This window comes from Pseudanabaena sp. CCNP1317 (genome assembly GCF_034931345.1).
Taxonomy (GTDB): Bacteria; Cyanobacteriota; Cyanobacteriia; order Pseudanabaenales; family Pseudanabaenaceae; genus Pseudanabaena; species Pseudanabaena galeata.
The window spans coordinates 18172-39351 of the sequence record NZ_JAYGIF010000157.1; the positions used below are offsets into that span (position 1 = coordinate 18172).

Sequence of the window (21180 nt, forward strand, 5' to 3'; positions counted from 1 at the left end):
GTACACCCGTAGCTTTTTAAGGGGGGCTAGGGGGGATCTAGACAATTCTTAAATGGTTCACTTATTGTCGCAATGCGACAATAAGCGAACTTAGAAAGGTTTTGCAGTGTGCTTTGTCGTATCAAAAATGAACCGCGATCGCGGTAGCAGATCGCCATACATAGTGAAACTAAAGGCAGGTTCGTTGCCAATGGCAGTGACTTGATGAATCGCAAGGGGCGTAAAACTGATGATTTCTCCCGCCTTGACAATCTTCTCACCCACCATCTCGATTTTGTTAGGAAACTGTGGATCGTCAACGCGCTTCCAGAAAGTATGTCTTTCCTGTCCCTTAAGAACTGCCACTACTCCCCATGTACCGTGATTGTGGATGTTTGAGGAGACATTGGGCGCAAAGGTTGCAGTCTGTACGGTGAGCGGATAACCGATCTCATTGTATAGAGTCCGCGTTGCCATCCCAGTTTTTGGAGAAGGTTCTGAATATTGAGTATGCAACCAATAGGAGTTGATCACTAACTGCCTAACGCGCATCCGAATTTGCGGTAAATAGTCCCATTCATCTTCCTCATTGGATATGTTCCGCAGCAAATTGATAATCTCGGTTAGAAACTCATGGAAATAATATTTGTCCCTAATCAAGTCCCATTCCCTAGAGGCAGGGCGAGATTCGCAATGTCCGTCATCGGTGACAATCCAATCTTTGCTATTCATGCGGTGGAAAGAAAGACTAATCATACTTATCGAGCAAGGTAATTGAGAATGTTTTTTGCTTTGGACAAGGGGCTTAAGCCCCTTGTCTGGTGATTAGGCGATCGCTAAAGCTAAGGTTTCGTGGGTATAGCAGTTTTTTGGACAAACTCGCGAACAAGCTTCACAGCCAATGCAGTTAGCAGCATTAGCGATCTTCATTACTTTCTTCTCGATTTCATCCTCGTCTTCATCATCCACAAATTCGCCTTCATCATTCATGCCCATGAGTCCGAGAACGCCGCGTCCGCATACTTTAAAGCATCGAGCGCAACCAATACATTTATGTTGATCGATCGCTTGCACAAATTTTGGAAGCCATTCTTTGCCGCCAAAGGTTAAACCAGTTAGAGTTGCCATGATTAAATTCTCTCCTATTAGATAAGATATGGTTCTTGATGGGTGCGAATCGTGCAGTCTGAAAGGGGATAAGCGACACAAAGGAGAGCAAACCCTTTCTCGATTTGCTCATCATCCAGAAAATTCTGATCTTCTTGGTTGACAGTGCCTTGTTCTACTTTGCCGACACAACTAGAACAAGATCCTGCATTACAGGAAGATGGAAGTTCTATCCCTGCATCCTCTGCGGCTTGCAGAATGGTTGTGTCCTCATCAATGGGAATCGTGATGTCAATTTGTTTCTTCTTGTTGTACAGTCGCACGTTGTATGTAGCCATATTTAAAACCTCCGAAATAATTGCAATAATTTAGATTTATGTAGGGGTAGCGCCCCCGTGCCTACCCCGTAGGGATCTGGGCAACCACGGGGGGATTGCCCCTACAGGGGGAATTGCTAGCTGCAAGGCACAGCCGCAGGGGTACAGTTGCCAGCTTGGAAGGATTGACCACAGCCGCAAGAACCCGTGGCATTGGGGTTATCAAATTTGAATCCACTCTCTAGTAAGCCGTCAACGTAATCAACAACGACACCATTGAGTAAGGGGGCGCTTTGAGAGTCAATGTAAACGCGCACCTTGCCCAACTGTTCCACAATGTCATCAGGCTTTTGCTTGTTGGTGATGTCGAGGGTATATTGATAGCCGTTGCAACCACCATCTTTGACCCCCAGACGGATACCCTTGTCAGGTACAGCGCGATCGCCCGTGCCTCTGAGGAAAGTGCGTAATCGCAATTCAGCTTTTTCGGTGAGAATAATTGACATAGAAATCTCCTTGAAATTTTGGGGTTAAGAGAGTCAGGTGCTTTACACCACACTCCTCAATAGTGAGAAGAAGTTTGGACTAGCAGTTTTGAGAAAGAGGAAATGCGCTGACTGGTGACTTTCTTAGTCGTTGGAATTGGCGATCGCTTGTTTCTCTGCTGTCCGCATACGGGGCAATCTGGATCAAGATGGGTACGACGTTTGGCAAACTCTAAGCGTCCTAGATCCATCGTCAAAAGCTGTGATAGCAAAGGCGAACTAAATCCTGTCAAGAATTTAATTGCCTCCAGAGCCGTTAAACAGGCTAAAGTCCCTGACACTGCACCCAGCACTCCAAAGCCGCGCCGATCCCAATCGGGTTTTTCGGGGAATAAACAAGATAGACATCCCGTTTCATGGGGAACGATGGTGGTGAGATAGGCTTCCATATCGTTCATCGCTGCTTCGACCATTGGACATCGCCAACGGACACAAGCAGCATTAAGCAAATCGCGTTCAGTGAAGTTGTGGGCGCAATCAAGGGCAATATCTGCGGACTGGACAAGCTCATCAACGTTATCGGCAGTCACATAATCATTCACCGCTTCAATTTCCACATCGGGATTGATGCTAAGCAGGGTTTCCTGCGCCTTGAAAACGCGAGGACTCCCAACCCAATCATCAGTCATCAGGACTTGGCGATTCATGTCATCGAGACGCAGATCTCCGCCACGAACAAGGATAAGTTTGCCAATACCTGCAACGGCAAGATAGAGAGCGGCTGTGCCACCCAATCCGCCCACACCTGTGACCAAAACTGTGGAAGATTTGAGCTTTTGTTGCGCTTCTTCTCCAAAGTTAGACAGCATCATTTGGCGGCGATAACGTTCTATTTCTGTAGGTGTTAGAGAGATCATGATTATTCATCCTCCTCATCCGTACCTATGTCGCTCAACATGACGATATTCTGAGGCTTTTGGTGAAAGACTTTGAATAACTTCTGCTCGATCGCATTGGAGGTTTGCAAAGTGGTGTAGGAATTTTCCAGAGCTTCCCTATAGAAATTCAACTGCTGTTCTTCATCTGATTCCGAAAGTTTTTTGTCGATTTCTTCTAGAGACTGCGAGAATTTTTTGAGAATGTGCAAGCGATTGATATTTACAACTTGCGGATCGTAGTCAATCTCGAAAAACTCGAAATATTGTTCCGCATCGGTCAATTTCTGAAATTCGCTAAGTGTACCAACCATATCAGTCGCTCCTATTCTGTTCGAGGATGATTAATTGTTTCTTCAATCCATCAATTTGATGAAAGATGTCATAGGTTTTAGCTGCTACGTCCATCAGTTGTTCGTAGTCGGTGGGTAGCCCTTCCGCGAGATCGTGCAGATCCATTTTCATTTGACCTGCCTTGCTGTTCAACCGCTTGATCTTAGTTTTGAGTTCGTCAATGCTAAGCCCTGCGATCGCTGTATCTGTCACTTGCACCATAATCATTTCCTAGGGGATAAGATCAAACAACAACGTTAACTTCAATTTTCATTAACTTCGACTTCACTCAGTTAACGAAAACCTAAGCTGACTGAGCGAAGCCGAAGTCAGGCTTGAGCAACTTCAGGGAAGTTGGTGGCATATTCCACACCCTTTTGGGCAAGTTTTTCACCTTCTTCGCCTAACTTCTCTAGGGAGTCGAAACCAAAGCGTTGAGCATCGCGCAATGTACGAGTCGTCACCAACAATCGACCAGAGAAAATCAACGCCCAACCAAAGCCTTCATGACTAAGATCGACAACTACTTGGCAAAGAAGTCCCGATTGCTGCTCAATGCGAAGTGCGATCGCGCGGTAGAAGGCAAAAACTCGACTTTTAGTGATGGGATCGACCTCACCATCAACAGAAATTTTGCGCTTTTGTTGTTTGGTGAGAATGAATGGCTTAAGCAGCAATTCATCTGCCCAATTGCGATAGGTTCCATAGCCATCATTAACACGAATTTGCTGGACTAGTGCTTGTAAAAATGGACTTTGTTTAATTACTTCTGCACCATTGATAGGGGTAGTAGTTTCTGGAGTTGAAAGTAATGTAACTGTTGCGGTCATAGGGGGCTCCTGTTTGGGTTTATTTGGATTTACTGTTAGATCTAAATATCTGACTACGTTTTGGGGTTTAGATCCCCCCCAGCCACCCTTGTAAAGCTACCGTGTACACACAAGTCTTCCTGTCTACGTTTTAAGGTTTTGATCCCCCCAGCCCCCCTTGAGAAAGGGGGGAGGATTTTCTTCTTCCCCCTTTTCAAGGGGGATTGAGGGGGATCTTTAGTAACTCATGCTATAGCTGATAACTTGTGTGTACACGTTAGCCTTGTAAAGGGGGGAGAATTAATTTAACTCTTTCCCCCCTTTCATAAGGGGGGCTAGGGGGATCTCTTCCAATTCTCAACCAGTTTCTAGATCGTCAAAGTTTTGAGGTTGTGGTTGCAGAGCTTTCCTCAACCAAGGAGGAGGATTGCCTTGCAGGGTTAGCACCAATTTCCCCAAGACCTCCGCGATTTCTTCTTCTTCAGACCTCGCTTTAATCGGGGTGATCCGCTTACGAATCAGACGGGCAGCAGCGCTACCACCGATCGCGGAAACATAGACGATGGTACAACCAGCTAATGCTTCGATCTTGGGAACGAGTTTGTCTTCGTTGCCATCTTCCTTTAAATCACCTTTAAAGCTAAGCGTATCCACAAATTGATATCCTTCAGTCGAGACCTCATAGACATCAATTTCCTTAGCCCATCCAAAGTGGGCATTAATATGAATGCGATCACTAGTAGTAAAAGCAACCTTCATAACATTTCTCCTAATCAACCCAAAAAATTATTTTTTACTTTTGCCTTTTTACTTTTTACTTTTCTTCGGCTTCCAGCCAAATATTGCCAAGTTCAAAAAGTAGTTCCATCGTGCCGCGATAACCAACGATGCTGCGATGTCCATTACCTAGACGGTCTAGAATGGGAAAGCCTAAACGATAGAGGGGAATTCCTAATTTCTTAGCAGTTCTCTTTCCGTTAGAATTTGTTATTGCCAAATCAGAACCTGCGGCGAGGTTTTCAAAATCTTCGAGATCACCAATCGTTACTTCCGAGATCGGCAACTTCTCTAATAAAGGCGATCGCGTCGTGGTGACAGCGGCTTGCAGTTCTACGCCCATCTCTGACAGCCACCAAGCCACGCTATAAAGCAGATCTGGTTCTAGGGCGAGGGAAACACGCTTGCGACCGAAATAGAAGTGGGTATCAAGAATTGCATCTTGGAGTTGTTGTCTTTGATAACGATATTTCTCAGGTACGTCAACTCCACTCAATTGATGGAGTTGTTGCAAGATTAGATCGGTTGCACCTAGTCCTGTGAGGCGATCAAATACTTGATAATCAGTACCAAAGCGCTCTTGCAAAATTGTAGCCGCAGTTCGCATACTTTCACCCAAGGCGAGGGTAAATACAGAACTACCAACACTGTGAATCTGCTCTAGGGTGGTTCCGCCTGTGGTGACAGGGCTGTAACTCTCACTCAAATGTCCATCCATGGAACTCGAAAGATCGGGAATGAAAATTGGCGTTAGTCCAAAGGAATTAATGATCTCCTTAATCTCTTGGATATCCCCAGGGGCTAGAGCCGAACTGGCTAAGACCGTTACCTGCTGAGGATTTTTGATACCTGCTTGGGGCAGCGATCGCACAATGCTCTCAATTACTGCTGCATAGCCATCCTGTAACGCTCCTCGAAAATCGGGAGTTGAGGCAAAAGCGATCGCCAGTTGATCAAGTTCAGGATGTTTCTGTCGGAAGGTTCGGAGAATTCCTTCCATATCATCACCGCGAGTCTCCGTTAAACCTGTAGTGCAGAGTCCAATGATTTCGGGCTTTGCTTTTTCCACTAGGGTTAAAATCGCCTGCTCAATATTGTCCTCACCACCGAGAATTGTCGTAACTTCCGTCATCGCTGTGGTAGCAAGAGGAATTGCTTCGCGAAAATGGCGGACAAGTTGCACCTTGGCGAAGGCTGTACAGCCTTGGGAACCATGCATTAATGGCATTGCGCCCTTTAGTCCCAGAAATGCAAGGGATGCGCCGAGGGGCTGACTTTGCTTGAGAGCATTAACAGTGACAGATTTTTTCGGGGTGATGATATCGGTTTTAACTTGCTCAGCATGATTTTCAATCAATAGAGACTTATTAAATGCAATCGGATCTTCCCAAGGTGCGGGTTGACGGACTTGCTCCCAAATTGGACTATAGAGAGCTTCTTCTAATTCTCTGGCAATCTCGATCATACCCACATAGCCCGCATAAGCATGATGGCGCTCTTGGTTGATATCGAGAAAGGGAATCCTCGCTTTGAGGGCGGTGTATTGGTTGCGACCACCTGCGATCAGCATATCGGCTTGGGTTTTGGCAATGGTTTTGAGCAATTCTTGGGCGTTCCCTTTCTCCATCATGATCCCATCTTTACTGAGCAAGGCGCGAATTTTTGCTTTATCTTCTTCCGTACTTTTTTTAGTGCTGGTGGCAACCACTTCCATACCCAAATCTTTCGCGGCGGAAATGATTGACCAGCTTTTGACACCACCTGTGTAGAGAACAACTTTTTTACCCTTGAGGCGATCGCGGTATGGTGCAAGTTCGCGATCGAGGTTTGCTGATTCTTCTGCGATCAGCTTTTCGACTCGATCTTGTAAACTATAATCTCCAGTGCGATCGCCTAATTTTGCGGCAATATTGCGTAGACATTGATTCATGTCGGCAATCCCATAAAAAGATTCTTCGGTGTAGGGAATGCCATAGCGCTCTTCCATCTTGCGAGCGACGTTGATTAAGGCTTTGGAACAAATGATCACGTTCAGTTTGGCACGGTGAGCATAACAAACTTCTTGATAGGTGGCATCACCCGTGATTTTCGACAATACGCGAATGCCCAATTTCTCAAATAAGGGCAGCACGTTCCACATTTCACCCGCGATATTGTATTCGCCAATCAGATTGATATCGTAGGGAGTGGTAAATTCTGGTTCGGCAGTGCCAATCACATATTCTAGTAAAGCTTCGCCGCCCATGCGATTGCCTAAATTCTTGGTTCCAGCGAACCCCGGTGAATTAATTGGCACGACGGGAATACCTGCTTTCGCGGATGCTTTTTGACAGACTGCTTCAAGATCGTCACCAATCAGGGCAGTCACGCAGGTGTTGTACACAAACACCGCCGCAGGGTGATAACGTTCCTGCACTTCTAAAATCGCCCTGTAGAGCTTTTTCTCGCCACCGAAAATAATATCGTTTTCGCTGAGGTCGGTGGTAAAGCCCATTTTATACATGGTCGATCCTGACGATAGGCTACCTCTTGCACCCCAAGAATTACCGCCACAGGCGATCGGCGCGTGGACGAGATGGGCGACATCGGTAATGGGAACAAGAGCGATCGATGCACCATCAAAGGCACAGCCCCCTTGCGCGGCTCCTGGTTGCGCTTGTTGCGAGCAAGCCTTGTTCTTTTTCTGCCCATCTTTGTGATGATTATGCTCACAGGCAGTCTCAGAGAGGAGTTCGTTGATTTTTCCTTGTGTGAGTTTCATGGCACAAATTTGGTAAAAGTAAAAAGGAAAAGGGAAAAAGTAAAAAGTGTGGGGCGCTTTAGCTGGGGAGTTCGGAGAGGTAGGTTAGGGCGCGGAGGCGGAGGTTTACTACTTCCTCAAATACAGGATTGATCTTGCAGAGGGCTGGGATATGGTAGGTATAGCCAAAGGCGCTGACATCGCGTTCAAAGGGGCAACTAGCGGGAATGAGATGGCAGATTTTCTCGGCGAATTGGCGATCGCTAAATTCAATACGATTTAGCCATTGGCGCAGAGGGGAGAAAATATCGATCGCGAAGGATTTACTGGGTTTACTCTGCTCGGTCAATGTGGAGAAAAATCTAGTGGTAGTCATGGCAGTATCGACTCTATGAATAACTATGGGTTGAGGAATTTAGAAACTATTTAGGTTGACGTTGGGAGTCTTGTTCATCGATGTTGAGCATTCGACGCATCATGTAATCTTGAAAATATGTGGTGATTAACACCAAGCAACTGACAACTAGGGTTTCCGTCATGATCTTTTCCTCTATTTTTTTAGGTTTTTAAGAGCTATTCATTTTTACTTCTGGGAAATTTTGTCTGAAAGCTGTTGTTCGAGCCGCTCGATGCGAAGGAGCAAAGCCTGTAACATGTCAGCCGATGGATCGGCTAACTGTTCTTGATTGGCTTGCCCTAACGAGGCTGGCTGATTAATACGACAAACACGAGCAGGGACACCCACAGCCGTGGTGTGGGGTGGGACATCACGCAGGACAACGGAGCCTGCCCCAATTCGCGCATAATCACCAATGTGGATGTTGCCGAGGACTTTAGCTCCTGCACCGACGATCGCATGGTTGCCGATGGTTGGGTGACGTTTGCCAGTTTCCTTGCCTGTACCGCCAAGGGTGACACCTTGGTAGAGCAGTACATAGTCACCGACGATCGCAGTTTCACCAATGACTACGCCCATACCGTGGTCGATAAATACCCCTTTGCCAATGGTGGCGGCAGGATGAATGTCAAGCCCTGTGATAAATCGCGCACAGTAGGCAATTAACCTTGGGAGTATGGGAATCTGGCGATGGTGTAACCAATGGGTAAAGCGGTGGATCACCAAGGCATGTAGCCCCGGATAGCAGCATAAAATCTCTAACCAATGGTGAGCCGCAGGATCGCGATCGGTGATCGCTTGGAAATCAGCCTTGAATACTTGTAGAACTTCTGTGACCTGTTGCCATTGATGAACAACTTGTGATTGAGCTAATGGCAATCGAGCCAGTTGCACCTGATAAAACTGCCAGAGTGAATGTGCAGATGATTTGGATGGGAAATCCGATGGATATGCTGTGGCATATATGCGATCGATTTCTTGAGTGTCCAAAGTGTTTAGGGGAGAGATAGGTTGCAGCATTGCAGTCTCTGACAGTTAAGAGGTGCGGAGTTCTGTCCTCTTGCTTATATCAGGTACTGCCAATCCCACGAAAAAGAATGTTGCGGATAAGATTTATTAAATTAATTAAGCAAGTACTCAAAGGGCTTAAGCCCTACTCCTAGGGAGTTTAACTTTTCTTTTGGGATAGGGGTACTAGTATTCTTGGGAGGGGGTACTAGTATTTAAGGGAATAGGGATAAGTATTTTTACAGCCATTTCTGCTAATTCTGTACTTAAAGATTAAATGCTAATCGCAAGCATGGATAAGGGTTTGAAGACAGAAAAATAAGCAAAATCAAATTGTACTCATAGGTACTCAGAAATGAGCCAATTCCTGTTGAGTAAATAAGATTTTGTATTAATAGCTACGATTTATTACTCTACTGTACTAGCCCTCAAAAATCAAGGAATAAATTTAAATTTTTTGGATTTAGATCTGTATATATAGATACGTTTAAAATCGGTTTTTGAAGAAAGAAAGCAACTCCTGACAATTGTTAAAAAAATTTGATCCTTTTGCTACAGATTATCGAAGGAATGATAATTTAGATACAAAATTAATCGCCTCAATAAAAGCTAGTAAAAATACTCAAAAAGAAGTCTATACATGACTCCTAGCCATTAATCTTATATTTTTTGTAAGAATTGTTATCTTTTTTGAGTACATAGAAAAGTGCTTGCAATTAGCACTCATTTTTTGTTTGTATAGCTTGCTATAACTGGATTTGTTATGAGTACAAGCAAAACTGTACCCCTACCCTTAAATACCTAACCCCTACCCTATTAATACTCGTACCCCTACCCCAAAATATTTTTTGAAACAGCTTAAATATAGGCTCAGTTTGGGGTGTAGTTTTTGAGTACAAGCTTAATGTATTTAATAAATCTTATCGCGATCGCTTGTCCAAGCTGTCTGAAGGTCACTGCTATAAAGTTCTCAACGTTGACCGCAGTCCACCTATCAGGAAGCTTCAATGACACCACCGACACAAGCTCTCATTGCCTCACCAGTTGAGAATAAGATTTCTACAACTTCTGCAAAGTCAAAATCAGGAAACTGTGGTTGTAGTAGCTCTAAGGGTTCTCAAACTTCTAACAAAAGTGCCCAAAAAAATGCCTTGAGTGAAAGTATGCAAGAGCGGATTGCGAAGCACCCTTGCTATAGCGAAGATGCTCACCATCACTATGCAAGAATGCACGTTGCTGTAGCTCCCGCTTGTAACATTCAGTGTAACTACTGCAATCGTAAATATGACTGTGCAAACGAAAGCCGTCCTGGAGTAGTTAGCGAATTATTAACTCCCGAAGAAGCGGCTCACAAAGTAATGGTAATTGGCGGCAAAATCCCCCAAATGACCGTGTTGGGAATTGCAGGTCCGGGTGACCCTTTAGCCAATCCTGAAAAGACTTTCCGCACTTTTGAGTTGATTGCAGCTCAGGCTCCAGATATTAAGCTTTGTCTTTCCACCAATGGCTTGATGCTTCCTGAATATGTCGATCGCATCAAGAAGTTAAACATCGATCATGTGACGATCACGATTAACATGGTTGATCCAGAAATCGGCACTAAGATTTATCCTTGGGTTCGTTATAACCGTAAACGCTACACAGGTTTAGAAGCTTCTCAAATTCTGCATGAGCGTCAAATGCTAAGCTTGGATTTGCTCAGAGAAGCAGACATTCTTTGCAAAGTTAATTCGGTGATGATTCCTGGAATTAACGATGAGCATTTAGTGGAAGTCGGTCGGGTGATCCGTGAGAAAGGAGCATTTCTCCACAATATTATGCCTCTAATCTCGGCTCCTGAGCATGGTACATACTTTGGCTTAACTGGACAACGCGGTCCCAATCCGAAGGAGTTGAAAAAGCTTCAGGATCACTGTGCTGAAGGCAACATGAAGATCATGCGCCACTGCCGTCAATGCCGTGCCGATGCTGTCGGGTTACTCGGTGAAGATCGTTCCCAAGAGTTTACCAAAGACAAGTTCATGGAAATGGCTCCCACCTATGATTTGGAAGCTCGTCAAGTGGTTCATGCTGGCATCGATCTCTTACAAGCAGAATTACAAGAGAAGAAAGTTAAGGTGACAAACATTCAGAAGACAGTGGAGACTCCCAAAATCCTTGTAGCTGTCACTACCAAAGGCAGTGGCATTGTCAATCAACACTTCGGTCATGCTAAAGAGTTCCAAATTTACGAAGTTGATGCCACTGAAGTTAAATTTGTCGGACATCGCAAGATTGACCAATATTGTCAAAGCGGTTATGGCGAAGAAGCAACTCTCGAAGAAATTATCTCTTCCATTGCTGATTGCACAGCCGTCCTGACCTCCAAAATCGGCAACTGTCCTCAAGAAAGCCTTCGCAAATCAGGTATCGAAGCAGTCGAAGCCTACGATGCGATCGATACCGTAGCGAAAGAGTTTTACGCCAAGTTTCTTCAGCAAGAAGCTCTTTTCCCGCAAGCTCCCTATTAACCCAAAATTAAAAATGGCGTAGCCATTTTTAATTTTAAAACCCTTAACGGGTTGGTTTCTTAATTCACAAAAGTGTTGTCACACTTTCGTGAATTGTATAACAAGATCTACAGCCATCAGGAGTATTGTCATGCCCTATAAGCTTGAAAATCAAGAAATCTACTGGGAAGTTTGCCTTTCCCAATGTCCAAGAGCAGCTATTCAACAAAGTCCTAACGGACATTATCTAATCGATCAGCATCTTTGTCATAACTGCCTTTACGCTAAGTTTCCTAAATTTCTACAACAACAGGAGTCTAGCCATGCCTTACACAATTGACCAACAATACATCTCTTGGGAAGTTTGCCAATCCCATTGTCCTAAGGGAGCGATTCAACAGGATGCGAATGGACGTTACTTGATTGAACAAAGCCTCTGTAATAGCTGTCTTCAGTCTAGTTTGTCCCAAGGTATTTTAGCTTGTTCTAGCAATTATATTTTTGGTGTAGTTCCCAACGACCAGCAGCATTTGGTAATGCTTAAAGACTCTAATCCCTATTGGGAAAAATGGTTTGCCACTCACGATCGCTTAGTAGCAGATTTGCAAACCAAAATTCAGACCAAGATCCAAAGAGGACAGGAGGTGACGGCATGAGCGTAGAGACAATCTATCTAGATAACAACGCGACCACCAAAATCGATCCTCTCGTTGTTGAAGCAATGCTCCCTTATCTCACCACCTACTATGGCAATCCTTCGAGTATGCACACCTTTGGTGGACAGGTTGGCAAAGCAATCCAAATAGCGCGATCGCAGGTTGCCGAACTGCTTGGAGCCGAACCTTCAGAAATCATCTTCACCAGTTGCGGATCGGAAGGGAACAACACCGCTATTCGGGCGGCTCTGGCGGCTCAAAGCGATCGCAAACACATCATCACTACCCAAGTCGAACATGCCTGTGTAATGAATGTTTGCAAGCAGTTAGAAAAGCAAGGTTATACAGTTACCTATCTCTCTGTAGATCGCAAAGGACAAATCGATCTATTGGAATTGGAAGCGGCTCTCACTGGCAATACGGCTTTAGTCACCACCATGTATGCCAACAATGAGACAGGCACAATCTTCCCCATAGAGCAAATTGGCTCTTTAGCAAAGGAATATGGTGCAACCTTCCATGTTGATGCAGTGCAAGCGGTGGGTAAAATCCCACTCAACCTGAAAAACAGTACGATTGATTTGCTGACCCTCTCTGGACATAAACTACACGCTCCCAAAGGCGTTGGTGCATTATATGTCCGTCGTGGCTACCGCTTCCGTCCCTTCATTCTGGGAGGACATCAGGAGCGGGGACGCAGAGCAGGCACTGAAAACGTCGCTGGTATCGTGGCTCTAGGCAAAGCTGCGGAATTGGAACTAGTCCATTTACCAAATGCCGTCCAGCATGAAAAGAAACTGCGCGATCGCCTAGAAAAGTTTCTCCTTTCAACCATTGCCGACTGTGAAGTAAATGGCGATCCCAAAAATCGCTTACCCAACACCACCAACATCGGCTTCAAATTCATTGAAGGAGAAGCAATTCTCTTATCCCTTGATCGCTACGGTATTTGCGCCTCCTCTGGTTCCGCCTGTACCTCTGGCTCCCTTGAACCATCCCATGTACTTCGTGCCATGGGTATCCCCTACACCATCCTTCACGGCTCCATCCGCTTCAGTCTCTCCCGCTACACCACCGATGCCGAAATTGATCGCGTCCTAGAAGTCATGCCCAGCATCATCGATCGCCTCCGCGCCTTATCCCCCTTCAGCAGCGATGCCGCAGGTTGGTTACAAGAAAGAGAAGAGGCTCTGGTCAAGTAAAAGGGAAAAAGGAAAAAGGAAAAAATATTTTTCTCTTACCTGAATTTACTTGATCTTGAAATTCTAATTACTAGCTTTCTATTTTTACTTTTACCTTTTACCTTTTTACTTACCATGTGGGACTACACCGATAAAGTATTAGACCTCTTCTACAATCCTAAAAACCAAGGTGCGATAGAAGCAACTGAAGAAAAGGATGTTGCGGTTGTATTTGGCGAAATCGGCAGTATTGCCTGCGGTGACGCTCTCAGACTGCATCTCAAGATTGATGTTCCTGCCGATAGCATTCTTGATGCCCGCTTCCAAACCTTTGGTTGTACTAGTGCGATCGCTTCTTCTTCTGCCTTGACAGAAATGATTAAAGGAATTACATTAGATGAAGCTCTTAAAGTAAGCAATAAAGATATCGCCGATTACTTAGGCGGCTTACCTGAAGCAAAAATGCACTGTTCCGTAATGGGACAGGAAGCCCTAGAAGCGGCTATATTCAAGTATCGCGGCATAGAGATTGAACATCATGAAGAAGACGAAGGCGCACTCCTCTGCACCTGCTTCGGAGTTAGTGATAACCGCGTTCGCCGCATCGTCATTGAGAATAATCTCACCACCGTTGAAGAAGTTACTAACTACATCAAAGCTGGTGGTTCCTGCGGCTCTTGTCTCGCAGGGATTGAAGATATCATCGCAGCCGTAGAAAAGGATAAGGAAGCGACAACCGCCAGAGTGGAAGCTGAACTTACGCGCATTCAACAAACCAGCCGTAAGTTAACCACTGTCCAAAAGATCACCAAGATTCAAGAAATTCTTGATGAAGTCCGTCCCATGCTGATCGCTGATGGCGGCAATGTCGAACTATTCGATGTTGATGGCGATATCGTCAAAGTCATTCTCAAAGGTGCTTGCAGTTCCTGCTCTAGCAGCACCGCTACTTTAAAAGATGCGATCGAAGTGAGACTACGCGATCGCGTTCTCTCTACTCTCATTGTTGAAGCAGTTTAATAGCGATTAGCTTTTAGCGATTAGCTTTTAGCTTTTAGCTTTTAGCTTTTAGCTTTTAGCTTTTAGCTTTTAGCTAACCATCGAAGCAGTTTAACAGCCAAAAGCTTCTAGAGATCCCCCTCAATCCCCCTTGTAAAGGGGGACTCCCCCCTTTACAAGGGGGGCTGGGGGGGATCAAGTAATTCTCAACCCAAAACCAATGAACCCTTACTTATTCAACATTTCCATACTTGGAGTCGAGCGCTCTCCTCCTGTGAAGAAAGCGATCGCTTTAAAAACTGAGAAAGAACTTCCTTAAGCTTTTTCTCAAATGTCCTAACTTCCCAACTACAGTACATTTTTTGATTTAACAAGGAGAAATTCTCATGAGTAAACTAAGACAGATCGCTTTCTACGGTAAAGGCGGTATCGGTAAATCTACAACTTCTCAAAATACAATTGCAGGTTTAGCCGATCTCACCCAAGGCGATCGCATCATGATCGTAGGTTGCGACCCTAAAGCTGACTCCACTCGCTTGATGCTGCACAGCAAAGCCCAAACCACTGTTCTCCACCTTGCTGCTGAACGTGGCGCAGTTGAAGATGTGGAACTTGAAGAAGTTCTACTCACTGGCTACAAAGGCGTTAAGTGCGTAGAATCAGGTGGTCCTGAACCAGGTGTGGGTTGCGCTGGACGTGGCATCATCACCGCCATTAACTTCTTGGAAGAAAATGGAGCCTATGAAGATCTCGATTTCGTAAGCTATGACGTATTAGGCGACGTTGTTTGCGGCGGTTTCGCAATGCCTATTCGCGAAGGCAAAGCCCAAGAAATCTATATCGTCACCTCTGGCGAAATGATGGCAATGTATGCGGCTAACAACATTGCTCGCGGTATTCTCAAATACGCTCACTCTGGTGGTGTGCGTTTAGGAGGCTTGATCTGCAACAGCCGTAAATGCGATCGGGAACTTGAGTTGATTGAAACTCTTGCCAAGCGCTTGAACACCCAAATGATTCACTTTGTACCTCGCGACAACGTGGTTCAACATGCTGAATTGCGCCGCATGACTGTAATTGAGTACGCGCCTAATCACCCTCAAGCCCAAGAATATCGCACCCTGGCCGATAAAATCTACCACAATACCAACTTCACAATTCCTACTCCCATCACCATGGACGAATTGGAAGACCTCTTAGTTGAGTTCGGTATTCTTGGCGATGACAAGGCTTTCGAGCATCTCGTTGGTAAGACTGCCGATGAAGTTCCCGTAGAAGAACTTGCTCTAGTTTAATAATTTCGACTCTGTGCAGGCTGAGCCTGCACAGAGTGACTCTCAATCCTTTTACCCTTTTCCTTGAGGCTAATATGACACCTCCAGAATCCGCTACATTAACACCTCCAACCGCTACAACACCTGTTAATGACATTCCTGAGACCAAGGCATTCATCAAAGAAGTTATCGAAGCATATCCAGACAAAGCCAAGAAGAAACGCGAAAAGCACCTCAACGTGTTTGAAGAAGGCAAGTCTGATTGTGGTGTCAAATCCAACATCAAGTCTGTACCTGGATCAATGACCACCCGTGGTTGCGCCTACGCTGGATCTAAAGGTGTAGTTTGGGGACCAATCAAAGACATGATCCATGTCAGTCATGGACCTGTCGGTTGTGGTTACTACTCTTGGTCTGGTCGCCGTAACTACTACATCGGTACAACTGGTATTGATTCCTTCGGCACGATGGACTTCACCTCTGACTTCCAAGAACGTGATATCGTTTTCGGTGGAGATAAAAAACTATTGAAACTGATTACCGAGTTAGACGAACTCTTCCCTCTCAATCGTGGTGTTTCCATTCAATCAGAATGCCCAATCGGTTTGATTGGAGATGACATTGAAGCAGTAGCTAAGAAAGCTGCTAAAGAAATTGGCAAAACCGTTGTACCTGTCCGTTGTGAAGGCTTCCGTGGAGTATCGCAATCCCTCGGTCACCACATTGCCAACGATGCAATCCGTGACTGGGTTTTCCCACAATTCGACAAAAACAAGAAAGAAGGTAACATTCCAGATAGTACCGCCTATGATGTTGCCATTATCGGTGACTACAACATTGGTGGTGATGCTTGGTCTAGCCGCATCTTGATCGAAGAAATTGGCTTGCGTGTTGTCGCCCAATGGTCAGGTGACGGAACTCTCAATGAGATGATCAACACTCCTTCTGTAAAACTGAATCTGGTTCACTGCTACCGCTCCATGAACTACATCAGCCGTCACATGGAAGAAGCCTATGGTATTCCTTGGTTAGAATACAACTTCTTTGGTCCCAACCAAATCGCTGCCTCACTCAGAGAAATCGCTTCTAAGTTTGATGAAACCATTCAAGCAAAAGCCGAAGAAGTGATTGCGAAATACCAAGCCCAGACCGATGCTGTCATTGCCAAATATAAGTCGCGTTTAGAAGGTAAAACCGTGGCTTTGATGGTTGGTGGATTGCGTCCTCGCCACGTTGTTCCTGCGTTCCACGATCTCGGTATGAAGTTGATTGGTACTGGCTACGAGTTTGGTCACAACGACGACTACAAGCGCACCACTCACTACATTGAGAATGGCACTCTGATCTATGACGATGTTTCGGCATACGAGTTTGAAGCCTTCGTCAAAGAACTGAAGCCTGACCTGATCGCCTCTGGCATCAAAGAGAAGTATGTGTTCCAGAAGATGGCGCTACCTTTCCGTCAGATGCACTCTTGGGATTACTCAGGTCCTTACCACGGTTATGACGGCTTTGCGATCTTTGCCCGTGACATGGATCTTGCCCTCAACAGCCCCACTTGGAGCTTAGTTGGCGCTCCTTGGAAAACTGCGGAAGCTGCATAGATCCCCCCCCAGCCCCCCTTGTAAAGGGGAGAGAATAGATCGAGTCCCCCTTTACAAGGGGGATGCCCGATAGGGCAGGGGGATCAAACCTCTGCATTAAACAGAAATTCATGGGTGGGAATTGCAAACTTTCCAAATCCATTCCCATTCAAGAATTTTTCACTCATCTTTCACTCACATTGATTTTCACCTAGATTGGAATTAAAATCATGTCCCAGAATAACGTTAACGACATTCAAGATCACGCTCGGTTATTCCACCAAGACGAATACCAAGAGCTATTTCAAGCAAAGAAAGAATTTGAAGGTGGACATAGTCCCGAAGAAGTTGCTAAGATTGCTGACTGGACGAAGGGTTGGGAATATCGCGAAAAGAATTTTGCTCGTGAAGCCCTCACCGTCAATCCTGCTAAAGCTTGTCAGCCCCTCGGAGCCATCCTAGCCGCAGTTGGCTTTGAAGCTACATTACCCTTCGTGCATGGTTCTCAAGGCTGTGTTTCCTATTTCCGTAGCCACTTCACTCGTCACTTCAAAGAACCCTTCTCAGCAGTATCCTCTTCGATGACCGAAGATGCAGCAGTTTTTGGTGGACAATTGAATATGATTGAAGGCTTGGCAACTTCCTACAATCTCTACAAGCCCAAGATGATTGCGGTCTGCACAACCTGTATGGCAGAAGTAATCGGTGATGACTTACAAGCATTCATCACCAACGCCAAGGCTGCTAATTCAGTTCCTCAAACTTTCCCCGTTCCTTACGCCCATACCCCTAGCTTTGTTGGTTCCCACATCACTGGCTACGACAACATGATCAAGGGTATTCTCTCCAACCTGACCGCAGGTAAAAAGCAAGAAACCACCAACGGTAAGATTAACTTCATCCCCGGCTTTGAAACCTACATTGGCAACCTGCGCGAAATCAAGCGCTATGCTGATTTGATGGATGTTAACTACACCTTGCTTGCGGATAATTCCGAATATCTGGATTCTCCTAATACTGGTGAATACCAAATGTATCCAGGCGGAACCAAGCTAGAAGATGCTGCGGACTCGATCAATGCTGAAGTCACGATCGCATTCCAGTCATACGCCACCACCAAGACCAGAGAATACATCGAATCTGAGTGGAATCAAAAGACCTATGTAAGCCGTCCTGTCGGTATTCGTGGTACTGATGAATTCTTGATGAAGCTTTCGGCTCTAACTGGCAAGCCCATTCCTAAGGAATTGGAAGAAGAAAGAGGTCGTGCCGTTGATGCTCTGACCGATTCTCAAGCATGGTTGCATGGCAAGCGCATTGCTCTCTATGGTGATCCTGACTTGGTAATTGGTTTGGTGCAGTTCCTCTTGGAAGTCGGTGCAGAACCAATTCATATTCTCGTCAGTAACAGCAATGCCAACTTTGAAGGTGAATTACGCGCTCTGCTTGATTCGAGTCCATTCGGTCAGAATGCCACCATCTGGGGTGGTAAGGATCTATGGCACTTGCGATCGCTCCTCTTCACCGAGCCAGTTGATCTCTTGATTGGTAACTCCTACGGTAAATACCTATGGCGCGACACCAAGACTCCTTTGGTACGCATTGGCTATCCTATCTTCGATCGCCATCACCTCCACCGCTATTCCACCTACGGCTATCAAGGCGCAATCAATCTACTCAACTGGATTGTGAATACCATCCTCGATGAACTTGATCGCAACTCGAACATCCCATCAAAGACCGATATTTCCTACGACTTGATTCGTTAGATTTTAGATCCCCCCTAACCCCCCTTATAAAGGCTACTGTGTACACACAAGTCTTCCTGTCTACGTTTTAAGGTTTAGATCCCCCCCAGCCCCCCTTGAAAAAGGGGGGAGAATAAATTAAATTTTCTTCTTCCCCCTTTTCAAGGGGGATTGAGGGGGATCATTAGTAACTCACGATATAGCTGATAACTTGTGTGTACACCGTAGCTTATAAAGGGGAGAAAAGAGATCCCCCTAAATCCCCCTTAAAAAGGGGGACTTAATAAATTCTCCCCCCTTTCATAAGGGGGGCTGGGGGGATCTAACCCCAAACCGTAGACAGATTCATATTGCTTATTTGACGAACGCAATCACAGCAGAAAGTACAGCCAGAGGAGGACGATCATGCTTGACATTCAAATTAACGATACAACCCTGAGAGATGGCGAACAGGCTGCTGGTGTAGCGTTTAGCATTGAAGAGAAAATCGAAATCGCCAAATTCCTCGATCGCATTGGCGTACAAGAATTAGAAGTTGGCATTCCTGCCATGGGTGGGGCAGAAACCGAAGCGATCACCACCATTAATAACTTAGGACTCAAAGCAAAATTACTGGGCTGGAATCGGGCAAATATTTCTGATATTCAAGCTTCCATCGCCTGTGGGTTAAAGCGTGTCCATATTTCAGTACCTGTCTCTGATGTGCAGATTGGACTAATGGCTGACGGTAAGCGGGAAACTGTATTGAAACGTCTGCAAGAAAGTATTGCCTATGCTCTTGATCGCGGTCTATATGTGTCCGTAGGTGGTGCTGATGCCTCCAGAGCCGATGATTATTTCCTATTAGAAGTAGCAGCTTCCGCAGAACAATGGGGCGCTTCTCGCTTCCGTTTTTGCGATACCGTCGGCATTCTCGATCCTTTCAATACCTATCGCAAGATTAAGTTACTGATCAAGGTACTTTTAATTCCTGTAGAGATGCACACCCATAATGATCTAGGCATGGCGACTGCTAATGCTCTGGCAGGTGTTCAGGCAGGAGCGCGATCGCTAAATACTACAGTGAACGGTTTAGGTGAGAGGGCAGGCAATGCGGCTCTCGAAGAGGTGGTGATGGCACTAAAACAAATTCACCGTATCGATTTGGGGATTGAAACCCGTTGCTTCTGGGAACTATCCCAATTGGTCGCCTCGGCATCGCAAAATCCTGTGCCACCTTGGAAAGCGATCGTTGGTAGCAATGCCTTTAGCCATGAATCAGGTATCCACGCCGCAGGAGTTCTCCAAAATCCCAGCAGCTACGAGCCATTTAATCCCGATGAAGTGGGCGCAAAGCGTCATCTAGTTGCTGGCAAACATTCAGGTCGTCATCTCGTCGCGAATTTGCTCCAGCAGCAAGGTGTCGATCTTGCTAAAGATAAAGCGCAATCAGTCTTAGATGCGGTGCGTCAGCGATCGCTCCAAGTTAAGCGCAGTCTCACTTCCGACGAATTACTTAATCTCGTTCAATCAGGGAGATTTGCCCATGCTGTATAACGATGTGGAACTTGATAGTCCTCCAACCTTCGAGATTGGCGAAAAGGTCAGAATTAAGAAGTTAATTCGCAATGATGGCACTTTCCCAGGTAAGGAGATTGGCGAAACTCTTGCTAAGAAAGGAGAAATTGGCTATGTAGTAAATATTGGAACTTTCCTCCAAAGTTCTTATATCTACTCTGTCCACTTTCTCTATACAGGACATATCATCGGCTGTCGTCAAAAAGAATTAGAAATCGTCGAATAATAAGAATCGGTACAAAGCACCGATTCTTATCTAAAATCATCAAGGAAAATTTTATGAAAGTCATGCTACGTCGGAATAACATCGGTCATCTTGTGGTTTATGTGGCTAAAAAAGATTTGGAAGAGGAAGTTGTCAAAGAAGAACAAACCACTGATGGCAAGGTGATGACGCTAGCAAATGGATGGGAACTTGCCTTTGGCAATCTAGAAGAACCGCTAAATTTACCAAAAACCATTGAAGCTAGAAGAATTGCTTAATACTTTCGTGAATTACAAACTATAGCAATGTAAGTTTTGCTTAGTACATAAAACCCAAAAGATGAGTGGCGGTGCTTCGCACCGCCACTCATCTTTTGGGTTTTATGTACTATCTATCTCTTGCGTTGTTATATCTGTCATCTGTCTACCGTGACGAAAATTATGAAATGGCTCCTAGATTAACGTGAGTTCGATAGGGTGCGACCTCAATACAATACAATTATTAGACAGCAGCAGGAAACCCATACTGATTGAGATTGTCCCAGAATTGCTCCCAACGAGTAGAAGTTAAAACTAAAGCTCTTAAACTCAAAATTATGCTC

General features: G+C 45.3%; 23 protein-coding genes. 11 read left to right on the top strand and 12 right to left on the bottom strand.

Annotated elements, in window-relative coordinates; translation table 11 throughout:
- Positions 1-90: 90 nt before the first annotated feature.
- From VB775_RS24630 to cysE, 12 genes are all read right to left on the bottom strand, one after another.
- Positions 91-711: a cupin gene (locus VB775_RS24630; RefSeq protein ID WP_407072966.1), complete on the bottom strand. Its 621-nt coding sequence runs from the start codon at positions 709-711 to the stop codon at positions 91-93.
- 93 nt (positions 712-804) lie between these two features.
- Positions 805-1107, bottom strand: a complete 303-nt coding sequence (gene fdxB / locus VB775_RS24635) for a ferredoxin III, nif-specific (RefSeq protein WP_281008292.1) — start codon at positions 1105-1107, stop codon at positions 805-807.
- Between the two features lie 17 nt (positions 1108-1124).
- The gene (locus VB775_RS24640) at positions 1125-1424 is read right to left on the bottom strand and encodes a 2Fe-2S iron-sulfur cluster-binding protein (protein ID WP_281008291.1); all 300 of its coding nucleotides are present in this window, start codon (positions 1422-1424) and stop codon (positions 1125-1127) included.
- A 116-nt stretch (positions 1425-1540) separates the two neighbouring features.
- Positions 1541-1909, bottom strand: coding sequence for an iron-sulfur cluster assembly accessory protein (locus tag VB775_RS24645; RefSeq protein WP_281008290.1), 369 nt, complete (start codon positions 1907-1909; stop codon positions 1541-1543).
- 56 nt (positions 1910-1965) lie between these two features.
- Positions 1966-2805, bottom strand: a complete 840-nt coding sequence (locus VB775_RS24650) for a HesA/MoeB/ThiF family protein (protein WP_281008289.1) — start codon at positions 2803-2805, stop codon at positions 1966-1968.
- 2 nt (positions 2806-2807) lie between these two features.
- Entirely contained in the window at positions 2808-3137 is a 330-nt protein-coding gene (gene nifW, locus VB775_RS24655; protein WP_281008288.1) for a nitrogenase-stabilizing/protective protein NifW, read from the bottom strand.
- Between the two features lies 1 nt (position 3138).
- Positions 3139-3378 carry a CCE_0567 family metalloprotein gene (locus VB775_RS24660; RefSeq protein ID WP_281008287.1) on the bottom strand — a complete coding sequence of 80 codons (240 nt, stop codon included), beginning with the start codon at positions 3376-3378 and terminating at the stop codon, positions 3139-3141.
- A 107-nt stretch (positions 3379-3485) separates the two neighbouring features.
- A complete protein-coding gene (locus VB775_RS24665; RefSeq protein WP_281008286.1) occupies positions 3486-3986 on the bottom strand; it encodes a NifX-associated nitrogen fixation protein in 501 nt (166 codons plus the stop codon).
- A 336-nt stretch (positions 3987-4322) separates the two neighbouring features.
- Positions 4323-4724 carry a nitrogen fixation protein NifX gene (gene nifX / locus VB775_RS24670; RefSeq protein ID WP_281008285.1) on the bottom strand — a complete coding sequence of 134 codons (402 nt, stop codon included), beginning with the start codon at positions 4722-4724 and terminating at the stop codon, positions 4323-4325.
- Between the two features lie 55 nt (positions 4725-4779).
- Complete coding sequence (locus VB775_RS24675; RefSeq protein WP_281008284.1) at positions 4780-7503, bottom strand: bifunctional nitrogenase iron-molybdenum cofactor biosynthesis protein NifEN; 2724 nt, start codon at positions 7501-7503, stop codon at positions 4780-4782.
- Between the two features lie 58 nt (positions 7504-7561).
- On the bottom strand, positions 7562-7858 hold the full coding sequence (locus VB775_RS24680) for a Mo-dependent nitrogenase C-terminal domain-containing protein (RefSeq protein WP_281008283.1): 297 nt from the start codon (positions 7856-7858) through the stop codon (positions 7562-7564).
- A gap of 207 nt (positions 7859-8065) precedes the next feature.
- Complete coding sequence (gene cysE, locus VB775_RS24685) at positions 8066-8899, bottom strand: serine O-acetyltransferase (RefSeq protein ID WP_281008282.1); 834 nt, start codon at positions 8897-8899, stop codon at positions 8066-8068.
- A 995-nt stretch (positions 8900-9894) separates the two neighbouring features.
- Here cysE and nifB point away from each other — a divergent pair.
- From nifB to nifT, 11 genes are all read left to right on the top strand, one after another.
- Positions 9895-11397 carry a nitrogenase cofactor biosynthesis protein NifB gene (nifB, locus tag VB775_RS24690; protein WP_281008281.1) on the top strand — a complete coding sequence of 501 codons (1503 nt, stop codon included), beginning with the start codon at positions 9895-9897 and terminating at the stop codon, positions 11395-11397.
- 130 nt (positions 11398-11527) lie between these two features.
- A complete protein-coding gene (locus VB775_RS24695; protein WP_281008280.1) occupies positions 11528-11716 on the top strand; it encodes a hypothetical protein in 189 nt (62 codons plus the stop codon).
- Positions 11700-12032, top strand: a complete 333-nt coding sequence (locus tag VB775_RS24700) for a hypothetical protein (protein WP_281008279.1) — start codon at positions 11700-11702, stop codon at positions 12030-12032. Before VB775_RS24695 ends, VB775_RS24700 begins: the two co-directional genes overlap by 17 nt.
- Positions 12029-13234, top strand: coding sequence for a cysteine desulfurase NifS (gene nifS, locus VB775_RS24705; RefSeq protein WP_281008278.1), 1206 nt, complete (start codon positions 12029-12031; stop codon positions 13232-13234). The genes VB775_RS24700 and nifS overlap by 4 nt, the downstream gene beginning before the upstream one ends.
- 114 nt (positions 13235-13348) lie before the next feature.
- Complete coding sequence (nifU, locus tag VB775_RS24710; protein ID WP_281008277.1) at positions 13349-14233, top strand: Fe-S cluster assembly protein NifU; 885 nt, start codon at positions 13349-13351, stop codon at positions 14231-14233.
- 365 nt (positions 14234-14598) lie between these two features.
- Positions 14599-15507, top strand: coding sequence for a nitrogenase iron protein (nifH, locus tag VB775_RS24715; protein WP_281008276.1), 909 nt, complete (start codon positions 14599-14601; stop codon positions 15505-15507).
- 74 nt (positions 15508-15581) lie between these two features.
- Positions 15582-17090, top strand: coding sequence for a nitrogenase molybdenum-iron protein alpha chain (nifD, locus tag VB775_RS24720; RefSeq protein ID WP_281008275.1), 1509 nt, complete (start codon positions 15582-15584; stop codon positions 17088-17090).
- Between the two features lie 209 nt (positions 17091-17299).
- Complete coding sequence (gene nifK, locus VB775_RS24725; RefSeq protein ID WP_281008274.1) at positions 17300-18838, top strand: nitrogenase molybdenum-iron protein subunit beta; 1539 nt, start codon at positions 17300-17302, stop codon at positions 18836-18838.
- Positions 18839-19222: 384 nt separating this feature from the next.
- A complete protein-coding gene (gene nifV / locus VB775_RS24730) occupies positions 19223-20353 on the top strand; it encodes a homocitrate synthase (RefSeq protein WP_281008273.1) in 1131 nt (376 codons plus the stop codon).
- Positions 20343-20600 carry a nitrogen fixation protein NifZ gene (locus VB775_RS24735; protein ID WP_281008272.1) on the top strand — a complete coding sequence of 86 codons (258 nt, stop codon included), beginning with the start codon at positions 20343-20345 and terminating at the stop codon, positions 20598-20600. The genes nifV and VB775_RS24735 overlap by 11 nt, the downstream gene beginning before the upstream one ends.
- A 53-nt stretch (positions 20601-20653) precedes the next feature.
- Positions 20654-20857 (top strand): putative nitrogen fixation protein NifT, encoded by a 204-nt coding sequence (gene nifT, locus VB775_RS24740; RefSeq protein ID WP_281008271.1) that lies wholly within the window; start codon positions 20654-20656, stop codon positions 20855-20857.
- The last annotated feature ends 323 nt before the right edge of the window (positions 20858-21180 follow it).